This is a genomic window from Shigella flexneri 2a str. 301 (assembly GCF_000006925.2).
Classification (GTDB): Bacteria; Pseudomonadota; Gammaproteobacteria; order Enterobacterales; family Enterobacteriaceae; genus ECMA0423.
Map to the genome: position 1 here is coordinate 1943738 of NC_004337.2, position 17662 is coordinate 1961399.

Sequence of the window (17662 nt, forward strand, 5' to 3'; positions counted from 1 at the left end):
TTGAGGTCTGGTGCCACTGCCGTGGGCTGAGTGTTGTGTGAGGTAATGCATGGGCAATGTGATTCAACTGGCTCCCAATGAATGGGTTTGTGAAAGCGTTCTAATCGCAATTACCGGGCTCAAACCAGGCACAATTCTTCGGACCCGGAAAGAATGCTGGATGGTTGGAAGAGAGTATATTCACGTATCACCAGACGGTAATCCAAAGCCTTCTGAAGTGGTCAACAAAAACTGGCCACCGAGTTAGAGTTTTTCCAGTATCGATTTTCCGATTCGTTTGGGGGTAACCCACCGTTATATTCGTGCGGTCTTAGTGCGCTGTAATATCCAACGATATAGTCCGTTATGGCGTGAGCTGCCTCGCTGAAGCTTACGTAACCCACCACCGGCATCCATTCGTTCTTCAGACTCCTGAAGAAGCGTTCCATTGGGCTGTTATCCCAGCAGTTTCCGCGCCGGCTCATACTCTGTCTGATCTGGTATCGCCACAATAACTGCCGGAACTGCCTGCTCGTATAATGACTGCCCTGATCGCTGTGGAACATCACCCCGCCGGGCTTACCACGGGTTTCCCATGCCATTTCCAGCGCTTTCATGGTGAGCCTGCTGTCCGGCGAGAACGACATGGCCCAGCCCACTGGTTTTCTTGCGAACAGGTCGAGAACAACGGCGAGGTACGCCCAGCGCTTACCCGTCCAGATATAGGTCACATCACCGCACCACACCTGATTTGGCTCGGTCACGGCGAACTGCCTTTCAAGGTAGTTAGGGATAGCAACATGTTCATGACCACCACGTTTATACCGGTGAGTCGGCTGCTGACAGCTGACCAGCCCCAGCTCTTTCATGAGCCTGCCAGCAAGCCAGCGTCCCATCTGGTAGCCTCTCCGGGTTGCCATTGTGGCGATGCTTCTTGCTCCGGCCGAACCGTGGCTGATGCCATGTAGCTCAAGTACCTGACTGCGTAATACAGCCCGTCTGCCGTCTGGTTTTTCAGGACGGTTTTTCCAGTATCTGTAGCTGCTGCGATGAACCCCGAACACATGGCAGAGTGTGACCACAGGATAATGCGCTCTGAGTTTCCCGATTATCGAGAACTGTTCAGGGAGTCTGACATCAAGAGCGCGGTAGCCTTTTTTAATATTTCATTCTCCATTTCAATGCGTTGTAGCTTTTTCCTGAGCTCACGGATTTCAATTTGTTCCGGGGTAATGGGGGAGGCTTTTGGTGTTTTGCCCTGACGCTCATCACGCAGTTGTTTGACCCATCTTGTCATTGTGGAAAGGCCAACATCCATAGCTTTGGCGGCATCTGCCACCGTGTATTTCTGGTCAACAACCAGTTGAGCGGATTCGCGTTTAAACTCTGCGCTAAAATTTCTTTTTTTCATTGGAGCACCTGTGTTGTTCTGAGGTGAGCATATCACCTCTGTTCAGGTGGCCAAATTCAGTGTGCCACTTCACCCATAATGGGCTTTTAATCCTATCGTTTATTGCTTGCATAGTAGAATCTAACCATCCATCACTCATAGCTAACCCTCGGAAATCTTACATTTCTGTCTATCATAACCACTAGCATCACCTTTAGGAACCATCTGAAACGGGAGGTGTATTTAGACCTTGCTAATCTTAGACAGCCGCCCGGTTCATGCATCACGTCCACACAGTGAAGCTATTCGCGACGCTCAACGAAAAAAACCTAAAGTTCCGGTACATGCTGTACTGACGGCGACAAATCCGCTGATCCGTTTTATCGGTAGTGATGATATGACGCAAAACCGGGAATTATTTCAGGTCTGGTTACAAAAATTAGCGCAGTGGCATCAGACCACTACGCCTTATCTTTTTTTACATACGCCAGATATTGCCCAGGCCCCGGAACTGGTACATACCCTGTGGGAAGACTTACGTAAAACGCTTCCAGAGATCGGAGCAGTTCCGGCTATTCCACAGCAATCTTCTCTTTTCTGAATTTGCCACCTATCATAGACAGGTGCCATCGGCCATTTTAAAGGGAGTTTGTATGGTAAGCGCGCTATATGCCGTTTTAAGTGCGTTGTTATTAATGAAGTTCTCTTTTGATGTCGTTCGCCTGCGAATGCAGTACCGCGTTGCCTATGGTGACGGTGGTTTTAGCGAACTGCAAAGCGCTATTTGCATTCATGGTAACGCGGTGGAATATATTCCCATCGCGATTGTGCTGATGCTGTTTATGGAAATGAATGGCGCAGAAACCTGGATGGTGCATATTTGCGGCATCGTTTTGCTTGCTGGTCGTCTGATGCATTATTACGGTTTTCATCACCGTCTGTTTCGCTGGCGACGTTCCGGCATGAGCGCCACCTGGTGTGCGCTGTTGCTGATGGTGCTGGCGAATCTTTGGTATATGCCCTGGGAGTTGGTTTTCTCCCTGCGTTAGCGCACAATACGCCACTTTCTTTTTCCCGGATTTTTACGTTATGTCTCACCGCGACACGCTATTTTCTGCCCCTATCGCCAGACTGGGCGACTGGACCTTTGATGAACGGGTCGCTGAAGTCTTCCCGGATATGATCCAGCGTTCCGTTCCCGGCTATTCCAATATTATTTCCATGATTGGTATGTTAGCCGAGCGCTTCGTTCAACCTGGTACGCAGGTTTACGATCTGGGTTGTTCTCTGGGCGCGGCGACGCTCTCGGTGCGTCGCAACATTCATCATGATAATTGCAAAATTATTGCCATCGACAACTCCCCGGCGATGATTGAACGCTGCCGTCGTCATATTGACGCCTATAAAGCCCCTACGCCAGTAGACGTCATTGAAGGTGATATTCGCGATATCGCCATTGAAAACGCATCGATGGTGGTGCTGAATTTTACCCTGCAATTCCTGGAACCTTCCGAGCGCCAGGCATTACTGGATAAAATTTATCAAGGACTGAACCCGGGCGGCGCGCTGGTGCTTTCGGAAAAATTCAGTTTCGAAGATGCCAAAGTTGGTGAACTGTTGTTCAACATGCACCACGACTTTAAACGTGCCAACGGTTACAGCGAACTGGAGATCAGCCAGAAGCGCAGCATGCTGGAAAACGTGATGCTGACCGATTCCGTGGAAACCCATAAAGCACGCCTGCATAAAGCCGGTTTTGAGCATAGCGAGCTGTGGTTCCAGTGCTTTAACTTTGGTTCACTGGTGGCATTAAAAGCAGAGGACGCTGCATGATCGACTTTGGTAACTTTTATTCTCTGATTGCCAAAAATCATCTTTCACACTGGCTCGAAACGCTGCCCGCGCAGATTGCTAACTGGCAGCGCGAGCAGCAGCACGGGCTGTTTAAGCAGTGGTCCAACACGGTGGAATTTCTGCCTGAAATTAAACCGTATCGTCTGGATTTATTGCATAGCGTAACCGCCGAAAGCGAAGAGCCACTGAGCACCGGGCAAATTAAACGCATTGAAACGCTTATGCGGAACCTGATGCCATGGCGCAAAGGGCCGTTCTCACTGTATGGCGTCAACATCGATACCGAATGGTGTTCCGACTGGAAATGGGATCGTGTTCTGCCCCATCTTTCTGATTTAACCGGACGCACCATTCTGGATGTCGGCTGCGGCAGCGGTTATCACATGTGGCGCATGATTGGCGCAGGCGCGCACCTCGCGGTGGGGATCGACCCTACGCAACTGTTTCTGTGCCAGTTTGAAGCGGTGCGTAAACTACTGGGTAACGATCAGCGCGCACATTTGTTACCGTTAGGTATTGAACAGCTTCCGGCACTGAAAGCCTTTGATACCGTCTTTTCGATGGGCGTGCTTTACCATCGCCGTTCGCCGCTGGAGCATCTCTGGCAGTTGAAAGATCAACTGGTGAATGAGGGTGAACTGGTGCTGGAAACGCTGGTTATTGATGGCGATGAGAACACGGTGCTGGTACCAGGCGATCGTTACGCGCAAATGCGTAATGTCTATTTCATCCCTTCCGCGCTGGCGCTGAAAAACTGGCTGAAGAAGTGTGGTTTTGTAGATATCCGCATTGTGGATGTGTGCGTTACCACTACTGAAGAGCAGCGACGCACTGAATGGATGGTTACCGAATCTCTGTCCGATTTCCTCGACCCACATGATCCGAGTAAGACAGTTGAAGGTTATCCTGCGCCTAAACGCGCGGTGCTGATTGCGCGCAAGCCGTAAAGGTCTGGTATTACTGCCGGATGCGGCGTGAACGCCTTATCCGGCCTACAAACCCTTGCTAATTCAATCTATTGCAGGGACTATGTAGGCCTGATAAGCATAGCGCATCAGGCAGTTTTACGTTTGCATAACCTCAGCGCCCGTTTCCGGGCGCTATTCACTTCTTACGCCTGAACAGCAGGCTTATCAAATGCCGTTAACTTCGGTGCGTTACCCGTATATTTTTCGATATACACCAGCGCAGAGTTACCGGCACAGGCATTTGCCCGCTGCGAGCTGGGGATATCCGCCGTTAACACGTTCGCACTGCCGTTTTTACACAAGCCGTTTTCCAGATCTGGCCATGCACCTTCATGCACGCATACCACGCCTTTTTTGATCCCGTCAGTCACCACCGCGCCTGTCAAAATCTGACCACGTTTGTTCCAGACACGCACCAGATCGCCATTCGCAATACCAAATCGAGCAGCATCTTCGGTGTGAATAGTGATCGGTTCACGATCGGCAACCGCATATTTTTTACGCAGTTCCGCATAGTTAAGCTGACTGTGTAAACGGTGTGCCGGATGTGCGGTCAGAAGCTGCAACTGCTTCTCGTCGGCGGTACCCTTCCACTCATCAGGCGCAAGCCAGGTTGGGTGTGCCGGGCAATCCTTATAGCCAAATTTTTCCAGCGTTTTGGAGTAAATCTCAATTTTGCCGCTTGGCGTACCCAGCGCATTTTTCACCGGATCGGCGCGGAAATCACCATAACGAACGTACTGTTCGTTCTTCTCGCTGCGGCGCATTTCGATCAGTTTATTTTGCTGCCAGAAGGCATTAAACATTGGCATAGTGACGCGTTGCGCACGGGCCCCTTTCTGAGCGGCATCATAGAAAAATTTCAGCCACGCCATTTCATCTTTACCTTCGGTATAGATCTCTTTTCCGCCAGGTTTGAGTAATTCCGCAAGATCGGCAAACACGTCAAAATCGTTACGCGCTTCAAATTGCGGAGCAACAGCCTGCTTCATCGGCACAATATGCTGGTTGCTGTAATCACCGGTCATCGTCAAGTCATTGCGCTCAAACGATGTGGTGATCGGTAATACGATATCTGCGTGTTTGGCTGCTGCGGTCCAGTAGCATTCAGAAACGACGATCATCTCCGGTTTCTGCCAGGCTTTGATCAGACGATTAGTATCCTGGTGATGGGTAAAGTTACCGCCACCCGCCCACCAGATCATTTTGATATTCGGATACGTTTGTTCTTTACCGTTATGCTGATATTTGCCGCCAGGATTTTCCAGCGCATCGACGATACGGGCAACAGGAATCGCCGTCATTCCGCCATCATCAGCGGCCTCGCTGGCCTGTCCGGCAATCGCCGCAGACATTTCCGGCAGCACGCCGCCAACACGCGTCGGGTTGCCACCATTGGAGTAATGATAAGAGAAACCAAAACCGCCGCCCGGTGTACCAATCTGCCCTAACATCGCCGCCAGCGTCACCAGCATCCAGTGTTTCTGTTCACCATATTGCTGGCGCTGAATTCCCCAGCCTGCCATCAGCATTGTGCGATTCGCCGCCATCAGTTCAGCGAGTTTGACTATCTGCGCTTCCGGTACGCCAGTAATTTCCGCCGTCCAGACCGCGCTCTTCGGCGTATTATCGCTCTTACCTGTCAGATACTCTTCAAACTGCGGATACCCGGTAGTGTATTTTTCAAGGAACACTTTATCGTGTTTGCCTTGTGTCATCAGGGTATGCGCAATCCCTAACATCAGTGCCACGTCGGTGCCCATATTCGGCGCGATCCAGGTGGCATTATCGCCAAAGAATTCGATGGTTTCGGAGCGGATAGGATCAATGGCAATCACTGGTTTGCCAGATTTTTTCAGCTGATGGAAGTATTCCAGCCCTTGCTCATCGGTACTGCTCCAGGCAATTTTTAAGGTATTCAGCGGGTTCATTCCCCACAGCACCACAACCTGGCTGTTTTCCAGAATCAGCGGCCAGGAGGCCTGCTGTTCATACACCTCTACAGAACCGACCACATGCGGCATGATCACCTGTGCTGCCCCGGTTGAATAATCGCCGCTATGCCCGGAATAACCGCCCGCCAGGTTCATATAACGTTGCAGTAAGGTTTGCGCTTTATGCAACACGCCAGAAGAGCGCCAGCCGTAAGATCCGGCAAAAATGGCCGATGGTCCGTTAGCTTTACGAATACGCTCATGTTGCTCATGAATCAGTTTTAATGCCTGTTCCCAGCTCACCTGTACATAGGTATCTTCGCCACGACCTTTCGCCGGTTGCAGTGGATTGTCGAGATAGCTTTTTCTCACCATCGGATGCTGAATACGCGCCGTGGTGTGTACCTGATCCGCCGCCGTAGACTGTAAGGAGTTCGGTATGGTTTTCGCCAGCGCGCCTGTCGAAGAAACAATCTTGCCGTCCTTCACTTCTACGCTCATCGCTCCCCAACGTCCCGCGGTGAGGATTTTACCGCCCTTCTCTTCTGCCCATGCGGGGAGCGGTGCTGCCGATGTCACCACCAGCGCTCCAGCGGCAATACCGCTGTGTTTAATAAATTCACGTCTTGTTAATGCCATAACTTCCTCCCTGATCAACGAGGATCACTGTTTCTCGGTAATATCTTTGGCGTTGTACTGGAAATACCGCGTTAAAATGTCCGGTTCGTTTTCGCTCATGCTGGTTCGTGCCCCCATTCCTTTGGCAATGGACGGCCACGCATTGACGGTGTAATGGTCGGCGGCAATAGAGGCATGACAACCAGCGCAATAGGTATCGTCAAGTTTTTCAGCGTATTGCCATAGCGGTTTACGGTCCGCTAATGCGGGATCGGTAAGCGCACCCTGTAAAGACGCCTGACGCCATTGATTGCCGTATTCGTCAGCCTGCCATTCCCCGTTTACCGTGAGCGCCTTGATACCTTCTTCACTTAATGTGGCTAGCGCCAGCCGTTGACCTGCCGCCAGGTAGAGCGTGTTTTCACTGCCCTGCATTTGATAACCCTGCAACAGAACGATCGGCTGTTTGCCACTGGCATCAACGACGGTGAGATCGGTACCAGGATTCACGGTAGCCAGCTCGCCTATGCGAGAAGTTTTGAAAGGATAAATATGTGCGCCATTAGTCACTGAAGTAGCGGCCTGACTTTCCAGCTCATGCGCCGCGTTGTCATCCATTTTTATTTCTGGCGGAAAATGGGCAATGCCTTTATGACAATCGATACAGGTTTCGCCGCCCTTTTGTGCTTTGTTATGCATTTTCTGCGCAGATTCACTTTGCGAGGCAATATCCATGGCATCAAAAGAATGGCAACTACGGCACGTTGCAGAGTCAGTTGCTTTTAATTCTTTCCATACTGTTTCGGCCATTTCCTGGCGATGAGTTTCGAACTTATCGTCACTGTCTATTTTGCCGCTAACAAATTCATGATAAATATCTTTAGATGCTTTTAATTTAGCAAATAAATAATCCATCCCTGACTTTGGAATATGGCAATCGGCACATTCCGCACGTATCCCTTTCTGGTTCGAAAAGTGGACAGTTCCCTGATATTCCTCAAAAGGTTTACTCATCGAGTGGCAGGAAAGGCAAAATGCTGTATCCGACGTTTTATGTAAGGCTTTTTGCGCCAGCAATAACCCGCCGCCACCAACCACAACCGCTATCAGCAAAAACAATAACCCAATGCGTTTTTTCCCTCGCATAGATTCCTCTAAATAAATTCCAGAACACCGAAATCATTGTATAATTAAATACACAACGAATTAACCGCTTGCATAACTCGGCACAACACTGCCTGAAATAATCGATAAAGAATATGATTTATTACAATGTAATCATTAATTGCTAAGGAATAACCCAGTTGCTATTTAGAATATATATTTATCAGTTTTAGCAATTTAAATCCCATAATCAATGTGAATATAAAAAATATTTTTAGCACAACGCTATGCGCACTGTCACCCGCTCAACAGATCACGGTTATCGTTCGTTTTTTATACTGCTCAGGGATAAAAAAAGGCCCCTGTTGAAATTGCAGGGGCCTGGTACGAGCAAGCATCATATTGGGCGACATGATGCAACGGTAAAAATCATTTGGCCTGATGGCGTTCAATGATTCCTTTCATTTCAGCAACCGCCGCCCCGTCTACGATATAACGCGAATACTCGTCCGCGTGTTCATCTGATGACATGGACAATCCTTGATTACGATAACGCATCGGTGAGGCTTGCCACGCTCCCGCGGAGCTATGGACTTCCAGCACTCCGGCATCGAGGAAGTGGTGCAGGTTTTCTGCACGGACTCCTGCTCCAGCCATAATGATTGGAGCATCACGATGGGCAATAAGTTCCATAATTTTTGATAAACCTTGCAGTGCGTCTGATTTTTGCCCTGATGTCAGTACCCGGGCAATGCCCAATTCCGCAAGATTATTGAGTGTATATAAAGGGTTAGCGCACATATCGAAGGCGCGATGAAAAGTCACTGCCAGCGGACCGGCAGCAGCCATTATTTTTTCCATTCGTGGCATATCGACATTCCCGTCAACATCGAGAACGCCCGTCACCAGTCCAGGAAAACCTAATTCGCGGACCGTGCGCACATCCTCAAGAATGGCGGCAAACTCACCGTCGCTGTAGCAAAAATCACCACCGCGTGGGCGAATTATCGGATGCACAGGGATCGTCACCCGCTGGCGCACGGATTTCAGTACCCCCAACGACGGCGTTAAGCCCCCCTCTTTTGGGGCTGCGCATAATTCAACTCTGTCTGCGCCGTTTTGCTGCGCCGTTAGTGCACATTCCATGCTGTAACAGCAAATTTCCAGTAATGCCATTTTTGCTCCTTAATTACGCTGACTGCTCGCTGGCAACGATCTCTTCAATGGACCACGGATGAAACTTAATAGTTGTTTTGCCATCGGTGACCGCCAGCGTCGGATTCGGTAATCGCTCATGCTCACCTTTTGGTGAACTGGTTTTAACTGAGATCCCCGGTAGGCTGAGTCCTTCATCAGAAAGCAATGCCAGCGCACGGGCATTCAGCGTTTCTGGATCACCCGGCAGAACGATTTCAATATGTTCCCAACCTTCGTGTGGGTAACGTTTTTCCCCGGGCCACGGTAGCTCCACATTGGAAAACTGCCAGTGCGCAACCTGTACCGGTTCATGCAATTTAAACAGACAAATCGGTCTGCCATTGATCATTTTTTCTGACAAAAGCTCGCCACACTGTTCAAAACCGCGACGCCAGCGCTCAGCGGTGACGTTTTGATGGCAACGCAAAGAAATGTGATCGGCAGTCAGCGGAGTGATATCCAACCCCAGACGGCGGGAAAGTTCATCTAATGCGTGGGTAAATCGCGGTAAATCCGATGCAATATCCTGCAGCTCGTCGATAGATTGCCAGTTCGCCATAATCACTCTTCGTCTTTCAGTAAAAGCGTTAATTTACCCTGTTGCCCTGTGCCAACCAACCGCTGATTTCACGCCGCTTCTGATGCAATAGTGAAAACGGCAATACGCCACGCGCACGTTGCTGACGAAAACAGCCATTTGCAGTATACTCCCGCCCTAATTTCTTTAACTGGTGCGGGCAATTTTTGCTCGCTTCATCAATGTAAGGTATTCCGGTGAATATTCAGGCTCTTCTCTCAGAAAAAGTCCGTCAGGCCATGATTGCGGCAGGCGCGCCTGCGGATTGCGAACCGCAGATTCGTCAGTCAGCAAAAGTTCAGTTCGGCGACTATCAGGCTAACGGCATGATGGCAGTTGCTAAAAAACTGGGTATGGCACCGCGACAATTAGCAGAGCAGGTGCTGACTCATCTGGATCTTAACGGTATCGCCAGCAAAGTTGAGATCGCCGGTCCAGGCTTTATCAACATTTTCCTTGATCCGGCATTCCTGGCTGAACATGTTCAGCAGGCGCTGGCGTCCGATCGTCTCGGTGTTGCTACGCCAGAAAAACAGACCATTGTGGTTGACTACTCTGCGCCAAACGTGGCGAAAGAGATGCACGTCGGTCACCTGCGCTCTACCATTATTGGTGACACAGCAGTGCGTACTCTGGAGTTCCTCGGTCACAAAGTGATTCGCGCAAACCACGTCGGCGACTGGGGCACTCAGTTCGGTATGCTGATTGCATGGCTGGAAAAGCAGCAGCAGGAAAACGCCGGTGAAATGGAGCTGGCTGACCTTGAAGGTTTCTACCGCGATGCGAAAAAGCATTACGACGAAGATGAAGAGTTTGCCGAGCGTGCACGTAACTACGTGGTAAAACTGCAAAGCGGTGACGAATATTTCCGCGAGATGTGGCGCAAACTGGTCGACATCACCATGACGCAGAACCAGATCACTTACGATCGTCTCAACGTGACGCTGACCCGTGATGACGTGATGGGCGAAAGCCTCTACAACCCAATGCTGCCAGGAATTGTGGCGGATCTCAAAGCCAAAGGTCTGGCAGTAGAAAGCGAAGGGGCGACCGTCGTATTCCTTGATGTGTTTAAAAACAAGGAAGGCGAACCGATGGGCGTGATCATTCAGAAGAAAGATGGCGGCTATCTCTACACCACCACTGATATCGCCTGTGCGAAATATCGTTATGAAACACTGCATGCCGATCGCGTGCTGTATTACATCGACTCCCGTCAGCATCAACACCTGATGCAGGCATGGGCGATCGTCCGTAAAGCAGGCTATGTACCGGAATCCGTACCGCTGGAACACCACATGTTCGGCATGATGCTGGGTAAAGACGGCAAACCGTTCAAAACCCGCGCGGGTGGTACCGTGAAACTGGCAGACCTGCTGGATGAAGCCCTGGAGCGTGCACGTCGTCTGGTGGCAGAAAAGAACCCGGATATGCCAGCTGACGAGCTGGAAAAACTGGCTAACGCGGTTGGTATTGGTGCGGTGAAATATGCGGATCTCTCCAAAAACCGCACCACGGACTACATCTTCGACTGGGACAACATGCTGGCGTTTGAGGGTAATACCGCGCCATACATGCAGTATGCTTACACGCGTGTATTGTCCGTGTTCCGTAAAGCAGAAATTAACGAAGAGCAACTGGCTGCAGCTCCGGTAATCATCCGTGAAGATCGTGAAGCGCAACTGGCAGCTCGCCTGCTGCAGTTTGAAGAAACCCTCACCGTGGTTGCCCGTGAAGGCACGCCGCATGTAATGTGTGCTTACCTGTACGATCTGGCCGGTCTGTTCTCTGGCTTCTACGAGCACTGCCCGATCCTCAGCGCAGAAAACGAAGAAGTGCGTAACAGCCGTCTGAAACTGGCACAACTGACAGCGAAGACGCTGAAGCTGGGTCTGGATACGCTGGGTATTGAGACTGTAGAGCGTATGTAATCGATTTTTCGTGAGAGTGAAGCCTGATCAGGGTTAGCCGATCAGGCTTTTTTATTGCCATCTAAATGTATTCTGAAAACGGACATGCCATTGTTTTCTCACTGTTGAGTAAGAGGCCAGAAGCGTAATATCCAGGCCCAGGAAAACGATAACGGTTCAATTTAAGGAATACCGAAGTGTTTAAATTTCTTGTATTAACATTAGGCATTATCTCTTGCCAGGCTTACGCAGAAGATACGGTTATAGTAAACGACCATGACACTTCAGCCATCAAAGATTGTTGGCAAAAAAATTCAGATGATGATACTGACATTAACGTGATCAAATCATGCCTGCGACAAGAATACAATCTCGTCGATGCGCAATTAAATAAAGCCTATGGTGAAGCTTATCGTTATATAGAACAAGTGCCACGCACAGGTGCAAAAAAACTTGATACTGAACAACTTAACTTGCTTAAAAAATCACAGCGAGCCTGGCTGGATTTTAGGGACAAAGAATGTGAATTAATCCTTTCAAATGAGGATGTTCAGGATTTAAGTGACCCCTATTCTGAATCAGAATGGCTATCATGTATGATCATACAGACCAATACGCGAACTCGCCAGTTGCAGCTATACCGTAACTCTGAAGATTTTTATCCAAGCCCTTTGACAAGAGGATAATTCACATCTTTTTGGCATGTTTTGTTGCAAGCTATTCCTGATAAATGATTGCAACAAAACATCCAGCCTTTTGACTGAGTTATTAAACATACTCGCGAGCGCGTAATTTTTTGTCTTTCAGCGATAATTCACAATCACTTCATTCCGTTGTACCTTTAGCGGTGGAATTAACCGCCCTGAACCGCCCCGGGTTTCCTGGAGAGTGTTTTATCTGTGAACTCAGGCTGCCAGATCATCGTTTCCGATGGAAGCATAATAAGCTTTTTCTGCTTCTGCCGGAGGAGTATGGCCCAGCCTTTCCAGCAATCGTCGATTGTTATACCAGTCCACCCACGTGAGTGTGGCCAGTTCCACTTCTGCACGGTTTTTCCAGCTCTTACGGTGTATTACCTCCGCTTTGTAAAGACCATTGATGCTCTCCGCCATCGCGTTGTCATACGAGTCGCCTGTACTTCCTGTTGATGCCAGTAATCCGGCTTCCTTAAGCCGCTGTGTGTAGGCCAGCGATACATACTGAGAACCTTTATCACTGTGATGGACCGTGCCGGACGGTCGACGGGCCCATAACGCCTGCTCCAGTGCATCCAGCACGAATGTCGTTTCCATGGCACCCCACGATGTATCCGGCAAACACATCAATGATGAACGCCACATAGACGAAGCCCCGCCATGTGCTGACGTAAGTAAAATCAGCCACCCACAGCTGGTCAGGTCGTTCTGCCACGAACTGACGGTTTACGCGGTCGCCTGCGGCAACGGCTTTCCGGCTGATGGTCGTACGGACCTTTTTACCCCGGAGAACACCGGCAAGTCCCATAACCGCCATGAGACGTGCCACAGTGCATCTGGCCACTCTGATACCTTCCCGTAACAACTGACGCCAGACTTTACACCGTATACCTTGTGATTTTCATCGTATACGCGCTGTATCTCTTTCTTCAGCCAGTCATCGCGCTGCGCACGGGCACTGCGTTTATCCGGATGATGTCGCTGTTGCTGACAGTGGTAATACGTTGACGGGGCAATATGCAGTTCGCTGCATAGCGGTCCGCCCCCGTACTGCTCACGCAGCTTATCCAGCAGTGGCATCATTTTTTCCAGAGGCGGTCGAACTCCGCCTTTGCAAAATAAGCGGAAGCCAGGCGAAGGATATTGTTACTGCGGCGCAGTTCACGATTTTCACGCTCCGGCTCTTTCAGACGCTGACGTTCAGCGGTGGTGAGCCCTCCATCACCGCCCCCGGTATCCCGCTCATGCTGGCGAACCCAGACACGCAGAGTCTCCGGCGTACAGCCAATCTTTGGGGCAATGGAACAAATTGTCGCCCATTGTGAGTCATATTCGCCCTGACTTTCCAGAACCATACGGACTGCCCGTTGACGGACTTCGGGGGAAAAACGAGTATTTTTAGTCATCCTGTTTACCTCTTTCTCAGGAAGTTTAGTCTCCAGGATTCCCGGGGCGGTTCACCCACCGCCTGGCACTTCCCAGATAAATCGCAACGGTTCTGCTGCCGCTATACCGGAAAAGGCCACGGTGGTACCGCTCTGCCCCTCTAATTCGACACAACGAGATTGCGAACACAAGCGAACCCGCAGTCCTGCAGGTGTCGGGCCGATAAGCTGATAACGCCACGCCACCAGCGTCATCAATCCTGAAGCAGGTTGTCGCGCAGAAAGAGGTGCAGACGACATCGACTCACCGCGATGATTTAGCGTAATTCCGACACTACTTGCCTGCCACATCCCCTCCCCGGCGGCTTGCACCAGCAGCGGAAACAATAATATCGCTAATAAGGTTCTCATCATTTACCGCCAATTGTCGCCGTCATGCGGATATGTCGGTTATCAGACAGTTCCAGATTCGACAGGACCACTAACTGCGGCAAGCTGCGGCGCAGGAAGCGAGACAATAATGGTCGCAGCGCGTGGTTCACCAACAATACTGGCGGCGCACCCAGCATCTCCTGACGGGATAGAGCTTCCTGAGTTTGCGCCAGTAAACGATCCGCCAGCCCTGGCTCCAGTCCTCCCCCGCCCTGCAGCGCCTGTAGTAACAAACGTTCCAGCGGTGTATCGAGGCCAATAACATGGACTTCATCTTTGCCAGGAAACCACTGCTGGGTAATCGCCCGTCCCAACGCCACGCGCACGACGGCGCTTAATTCATGTGGATCGCTTTGGATGGGCGCATGTTCCGCCAGCGTTTCGAGAATGGTGCGCATATCGCGAATCGGTACTTTTTCATCGAGGAGATTTTGCAGCACTTTATGCAGTGTGGTGAGCGTGACGACGCCAGGAACGAGATCTTCCGTCAGCTTTGGCATCTCCTGGGCGACGCGATCCAACAGCTGTTGCGCCTCCTGACGACCAAACAGCTCTGCGGCATGCTGGCTAATGAGGTGGTTAAGATGCGTTGCTACCACCGTGCTGGCCTCAACCACTGTGTACCCCTGAATCTGCGCCTGTTCTTTTAGCGCACTTTCAATCCAGATAGCATTCAGGCCAAATGCCGGATCGACGGTCGCCTCACCAGGTAACGTCCCGGCAGCGGTTCCAGGGTTAATCGCCAGCCAGCGCCCCGGATAAGCATCACCACTGCCAATCTCCACGCCTTTCATCAAAATGCGATAGCGGGCAGGTTGCAGATCCATATTGTCGCGAATGTGCACCACTGGCGGCAGAAATCCCATCTCCTGGGCAAATTTCTTGCGGATACTGCGTATACGGCCCAACAACTCACCATCCTGCTGGAAATCGACCATCGGGATCAGTCGATAACCCACTTCCATTCCCAGAGAATCTTCCAGTTGTACATCGTTCCACGTCGCTTCGACAACGGTATTATTCTCTGCCATTTTTACCGGTTTGGGTTCGGCAGGCGCTTTTTGTTCGCGTCCGCGTATCCACCAGGCCAGCCCCAGCAATCCGGCAGTGAACAGCAAAAATACCAGGTTCGGCATTCCAGGCACCAGGCCGAGTAAACCGAGCACGGCGGCGCTTAACAACATAACGCTTGGGTTACTGAAAAGCTGATTCACCATCTGCTCGCCAACATCCTGATCGGTGCTGACACGCGTAACGATGCCCCCCGCGGCGGTAGAAATCACCAGCGCCGGAATTTGTGCCACCAGACCGTCGCCAATGGTCAATAGCGTATAACTTTCCGCCGCGTGTCCCATGCTCATGCCAGTTGCAGCACGCCGACCAGCAACCCGCCGACAACGTTAATGACCATGATGAGGATCCCGGCAATGGCATCGCCGCGAACAAACTTACTTGCCCCGTCCATTGAGCCGTAAAAATCGGCTTCCTGAGTCACTTCGGAGCGGCGTTTTTTCGCCTCATCTTCACCAATCAATCCAGCGTTAAGGTCGGCGTCAATCGCCATCTGCTTACCCGGCATACCATCGAGAACAAAGCGCGCACCCACTTCTGCTATACGCCCGGCACCTTTGGTAATGACCATAAAGTTGATGATCACGAGAATGACAAACACCACGATACCGATAGCGAAATTGCCACCAACGAGGAAGTGACCGAACGCTTCGACCACCTTCCCAGCCGCCGCCGCGCCGGTATGCCCTTCCATCAAAATGATACGGGTTGAAGCCACGTTAAGTGCCAGACGCAACAACATAGTAAACAACAGAATGGTCGGAAACGCAGCAAACTCAAGCGTGCGCTGGGTAAACATCGCCACCAGCAACACCATGATCGACAAGGCAATATTGAAGGTAAACAACAGGTCGAGTATGAATGCGGGCAGTGGCAGCACCATCATCGACAAGATCAACAGGATCAAAATCGGTCCGGCAAGGATCTGCCATTATGTCGATTTCAGGTTTGCGGGCAGGCGCAGCATCGCGGCCAGATTACTCATGGGTCGGTTTCTCGTTAATAAAATCCAGGGCTGCCGGCACCGGAAGATGAGTAGGTGTACAGGGCGCTGTCCACCAGCCAGACGCCAGCGTTTCAGTTGCCAGACCCAGGCCAGCACTTCCGCCACCGCGGCGTACAGTTGACCCGGGATTTGTTGACCAATCTCCGCATGTCGATACAGCGCTCGCGCCAGCGGCGGCGCTTCAAGCGTCGGGACGTTATTTTCAGCGCCAATTTCACGAATGCGCAGCGCGACCAGCCCTGCACCTTTAGCGACCACTTTCGGTGCGCTCATTTTGTTTTCGTCATACTGCAACGCTACCGAATAGTGGGTCGGGTTATTGACAATGACATCCGCTTTCGGCACATCGGCCATCATCCGACGCCGTGCGGCAGCTCGCTGCATCTGACAGATCCGTCCTTTAACATGGGGGTCGCCTTCGCTTTGTTTGAACTCATCACGAATATCCTGCCGCGACATTCGCAGCTTTTTCAGGTGGCTGAAGATTTGGAAAAAGACGTCAAATCCCACCATTGGAATGACACCAAGCACCACCAGCAGTGCGCATAGCCCTACCAAATCCATCGCATTACCCATGGCGGTAATCGGTGACTCGGCCATTAAGCGCATCATCTGCGGCCAGTGATGCCAGAGAAAAAACCCCGTCACGCTGCCAACCAGGATGGTTTTCAAAATTGCCTTAAGCAACTCCGCGCTAGTCTGTGCCGAGAATATCCGTTTAATGCCCGGTAGCGGGTTGAGTTTGGAAAACTTCGGCTGCAAGGATTTGCCGCTAAATACCAGCCCCCCCAGCATAACCGGAGAAATGAGCGCCACCAGCACCACGCCGCTAATCAGCGGTAGCAGCGCCAGCATGGCTTCTCTGATCAGCAGAATAATTTGCCCGAGGATCAGATTCGGGTCTTTGATAATACTGTGATCAAAATGCAGCCCAGCGGAGAGCATGCCCGACAATCGACGGGCCAGCGACACACCGCCAAACCAGATAACACTAACGCCCACCAGCAAAATCAGCAGTGAGGTCAGTTCACGGGAACGCGGGATTTGCCCCTCTTCCCGCGCTTTTTCTAGTCGGTGAGGTGTGGGGGCTTCTGTTTTGTCGTCGCTCTCGTCAGACACGTCGCCAATCCTGGAAAGAGTATTAAGCGTAAATGATGCCAGAGCGCAAAGCGTTCAATGGTTTAAGTAAGGGGCAAAACAGGCGGGATTTAGGGCGTTTATGCAAAAATAGGTTCAGTTGCAGAACGTTTTGCGAACCATTTTCCAGTTCTGATATTTAGCCATTTAGCCTATAGAATCGCACTCCGCCTCTCTGTTAGTTTGCTAATAATTAAATTATTACAAAGGTGATCAAATGGAATGGCAACAATTGCTTAACTGCAACCGTCGGAAAGATAATCTAAAAAAAACCAACATAGCATTTTTACATCCCCTTGCTAGCGGAAGACAAGAGATCGAGCGGGATTACGACCGATTACTTTTTGCTGCACCAACTCGTCGGCTTGCGGATAAAACACAAGTTTTCCCGTTAGATCAAAATGA

14 protein-coding genes, 3 pseudogenes and 5 other annotated features are annotated in these 17662 nt (G+C 50.8%); of the genes and pseudogenes, 6 read left to right on the forward strand and 11 right to left on the reverse strand.

Going from position 1 to position 17662, the window contains the following annotated elements:
• Positions 1-213: 213 nt before the first annotated feature.
• Positions 214-1462, reverse strand: a mobile genetic element.
• Both SF1907 and SF1908 read right to left on the reverse strand, forming a co-directional pair.
• Positions 222-1061 carry an insertion sequence element IS911 integrase core domain-containing protein gene (locus SF1907; RefSeq protein NP_707755.1) on the reverse strand — a complete coding sequence of 280 codons (840 nt, stop codon included), beginning with the start codon at positions 1059-1061 and terminating at the stop codon, positions 222-224. It overlaps the preceding feature by 840 nt.
• Positions 1088-1426, reverse strand: a complete 339-nt coding sequence (locus SF1908; protein NP_707756.1) for an insertion sequence element IS911 transposase InsN — start codon at positions 1424-1426, stop codon at positions 1088-1090. (Lies within the feature at positions 214-1462.)
• A 166-nt stretch (positions 1463-1628) precedes the next feature.
• Positions 1629-1970, forward strand: a sequence feature (Similar to Escherichia coli K12 conserved hypothetical protein gi: 1788175 (273 aa). BLAST with identity of 99% in 114 aa. This CDS has been truncated. The sequence has been checked and is believed to be correct.).
• On the opposite strand from SF1908, the pseudogene yecE reads away from it, so the two are divergent.
• From yecE to yecP, 4 genes and pseudogenes are all read left to right on the forward strand, one after another.
• Positions 1629-1970, forward strand: a pseudogene (gene yecE, locus SF1909). (Overlaps the previous feature by 342 nt.)
• Positions 1971-2022: 52 nt before the next feature.
• Positions 2023-2418 carry a hypothetical protein gene (gene yecN, locus SF1910; protein NP_707757.2) on the forward strand — a complete coding sequence of 132 codons (396 nt, stop codon included), beginning with the start codon at positions 2023-2025 and terminating at the stop codon, positions 2416-2418.
• Between the two features lie 40 nt (positions 2419-2458).
• Positions 2459-3202, forward strand: a complete 744-nt coding sequence (gene yecO / locus SF1911; RefSeq protein ID NP_707758.1) for a tRNA cmo(5)U34 methyltransferase — start codon at positions 2459-2461, stop codon at positions 3200-3202.
• Positions 3199-4170, forward strand: coding sequence for a tRNA mo(5)U34 methyltransferase (gene yecP, locus SF1912; protein ID NP_707759.1), 972 nt, complete (start codon positions 3199-3201; stop codon positions 4168-4170). The genes yecO and yecP overlap by 4 nt, the downstream gene beginning before the upstream one ends.
• 164 nt (positions 4171-4334) lie before the next feature.
• Here the strand turns inward: yecP and bisZ are convergent, their stop codons facing one another.
• The 4 genes from bisZ to yecM form a co-directional block, all read right to left on the reverse strand.
• Positions 4335-6764: a biotin sulfoxide reductase gene (bisZ, locus tag SF1913; protein ID NP_707760.2), complete on the reverse strand. Its 2430-nt coding sequence runs from the start codon at positions 6762-6764 to the stop codon at positions 4335-4337.
• A 24-nt stretch (positions 6765-6788) separates the two neighbouring features.
• Positions 6789-7889: a cytochrome C-type protein gene (gene yecK / locus SF1914; protein ID NP_707761.2), complete on the reverse strand. Its 1101-nt coding sequence runs from the start codon at positions 7887-7889 to the stop codon at positions 6789-6791.
• 387 nt (positions 7890-8276) lie between these two features.
• Positions 8277-9023 carry a copper homeostasis protein gene (gene cutC, locus SF1915; RefSeq protein NP_707762.3) on the reverse strand — a complete coding sequence of 249 codons (747 nt, stop codon included), beginning with the start codon at positions 9021-9023 and terminating at the stop codon, positions 8277-8279.
• 13 nt (positions 9024-9036) lie between these two features.
• The gene (yecM, locus tag SF1916; RefSeq protein NP_707763.2) at positions 9037-9603 is read right to left on the reverse strand and encodes a hypothetical protein; all 567 of its coding nucleotides are present in this window, start codon (positions 9601-9603) and stop codon (positions 9037-9039) included.
• 215 nt (positions 9604-9818) lie between these two features.
• Here yecM and argS point away from each other — a divergent pair, with 215 nt between their 5' ends.
• Positions 9819-11552: an arginyl-tRNA synthetase gene (gene argS, locus SF1917; protein ID NP_707764.1), complete on the forward strand. Its 1734-nt coding sequence runs from the start codon at positions 9819-9821 to the stop codon at positions 11550-11552.
• Between the two features lie 176 nt (positions 11553-11728).
• Positions 11729-12217, forward strand: coding sequence for a hypothetical protein (gene yecT / locus SF1918; protein NP_707765.1), 489 nt, complete (start codon positions 11729-11731; stop codon positions 12215-12217).
• A 177-nt stretch (positions 12218-12394) separates the two neighbouring features.
• Positions 12395-12825: a mobile genetic element (partial), on the reverse strand.
• Here yecT and SF1919 read toward each other — a convergent pair.
• The 5 genes and pseudogenes from SF1919 to flhB form a co-directional block, all read right to left on the reverse strand.
• Positions 12437-13309, reverse strand: a pseudogene (locus SF1919). It overlaps the preceding feature by 389 nt.
• Positions 12826-13686: a mobile genetic element (partial), on the reverse strand. (Overlaps the previous pseudogene by 484 nt.)
• Positions 13306-13632, reverse strand: a complete 327-nt coding sequence (locus SF1921; protein ID NP_707768.1) for an insertion sequence element IS629 protein — start codon at positions 13630-13632, stop codon at positions 13306-13308. Its footprint overlaps the feature before it by 327 nt. Before SF1921 ends, SF1919 begins: the two are co-directional and overlap by 4 nt.
• Positions 13684-14022, reverse strand: coding sequence for a flagellar protein FlhE (gene flhE, locus SF1922; RefSeq protein NP_707769.2), 339 nt, complete (start codon positions 14020-14022; stop codon positions 13684-13686).
• A gap of 1 nt (position 14023) precedes the next feature.
• Positions 14024-16099, reverse strand: a sequence feature (Similar to Escherichia coli K12 flagellar biosynthesis; possible export of flagellar proteins gi: 1788187 (693 aa). BLAST with identity of 99% in 691 aa. This CDS contains an in-frame stop codon. The sequence has been checked and is believed to be correct.).
• A pseudogene (gene flhA / locus SF1923) lies at positions 14024-16099 on the reverse strand. Its footprint overlaps the feature before it by 2076 nt.
• Positions 16046-17239, reverse strand: coding sequence for a flagellar biosynthesis protein FlhB (flhB, locus tag SF1924; protein NP_707770.1), 1194 nt, complete (start codon positions 17237-17239; stop codon positions 16046-16048). Before flhB ends, flhA begins: the two are co-directional and overlap by 54 nt.
• Positions 17240-17662 lie beyond the last annotated feature (423 nt).